The sequence below is a fragment of the Vibrio sp. A37 genome, assembly GCF_059777565.1.
Genome location: NZ_JBLNLI010000054.1, coordinates 1 through 1,330, shown reverse-complemented (window position 1 = coordinate 1,330; position 1,330 = coordinate 1). Strand labels below are relative to the sequence as shown.

Annotated in this window: 1 protein-coding gene; it reads left to right on the top strand. The window is 48.8% G+C overall.

The annotated features are described in order from the left end of the window. Positions 1–33 precede the first annotated feature (33 nt). The coding region (locus tag ACM2FC_RS23440) for an amino acid adenylation domain-containing protein (RefSeq protein ID WP_498483450.1) at positions 34–1,330 on the top strand (1,297 nt) is incomplete at its 3' end.

Here is a 1,330-nt window from a genome sequence, read left to right as displayed (position 1 = left end):
ACCTACCGGGCGCTGAATGAGAAGGCCAATCAATTGGCGGCGCTTATCCGAGCAACGCATCAACAAGAGCATCACACTCCTTTGCAGCCGGATACGTTAATCGCGCTGTATTTTGACCGGAGTTTGGAGATGGTCATCAGTATTTTAGCGGTGCTGAAGGCGGGCGGGGCGTATGTGCCGATATCCCCGGCGTACCCAAAAGCTCGCACTTTGTTTATGGTGGACGATACCCAAACGCCGATGGTGCTGACGCAGTCACACCATGTTGAACGGCTTGATAGCTGGCTATCGGAGTGCGCCTCGATTCCCATGGTGTTGAGGGTGGAGCAGGACGCGCTGAGTCAATCGCTCTCGAGAGGGAATGTACCGTGTTGCAGCGGGCCTTCGGACTTGGCGTATGTGATGTATACGTCGGGGACGACAGGGCAGCCTAAAGGGGTGATGATTGAACAACATGCCATCACGAACTTTATACAAAATATTGATGAAAAATACATAGTAAACGGCGCAGTATCTACGTTAAGTATCACTCAATATACATTTGATATTTTTGGGTTGGAATTGTTTAGTCCTTTGATTTGTAGTGGGACGGTCTTTTTATCTAGCCATGAAATGGCAATGAAGACGCTTGCTAAACATTTCAACCAAATTAATGTTATGCAATTGACGCCTTCCGTTTGGCAAACATTGCATGATCAAATGGATAAACCCACTTTAACAATATTATCTAACATTCAAGTTCTCTGCGGTGGGGAGTCGATTTCACATGAGCTCAATCAGACATTATTGACGGTATCCCGGTGTGTGACTCAGGTTTATGGTCCAACTGAAAGCTGTATTTGGAGTGCGTCAAGAAACAATGGTCCGCATAACTCAATTGGTGTGCCACTAGATAATGAAAAATTGTTTGTCTTAAATGCCCAACAGTCTCTCGTTCCGGTAGGGGTCCCCGGTGAGCTTTACATTGGGGGGGCAGGCTTAGCGAGAGGGTATTTAAACCGTCCAGAGCTCACGGCCGAGCGGTTTATTGATAACCCATTTGCGACGCAAAGTGACATTGAGAAAGGGTATACCCGGTTGTACAAAACCGGTGATCAAGTGCGTTGGTTGCCCGATGGCAATTTGGAGTACTTAGGTCGAACGGATTTTCAAGTAAAAATCCGCGGCTATCGGATAGAGCCGGGGGAGATAGAATCGGCGTTAACCCAGCTTGAGTCAGTCAAACAAGCGGCGGTGGTGGCGAAGAGTAAAGCGGGGGGCAGCCCTTATCTGGTAGCGTACGTGGTGATGCGTGACGGACAGAGCCTGGAGGAGAGAGGGCAGGTTGACG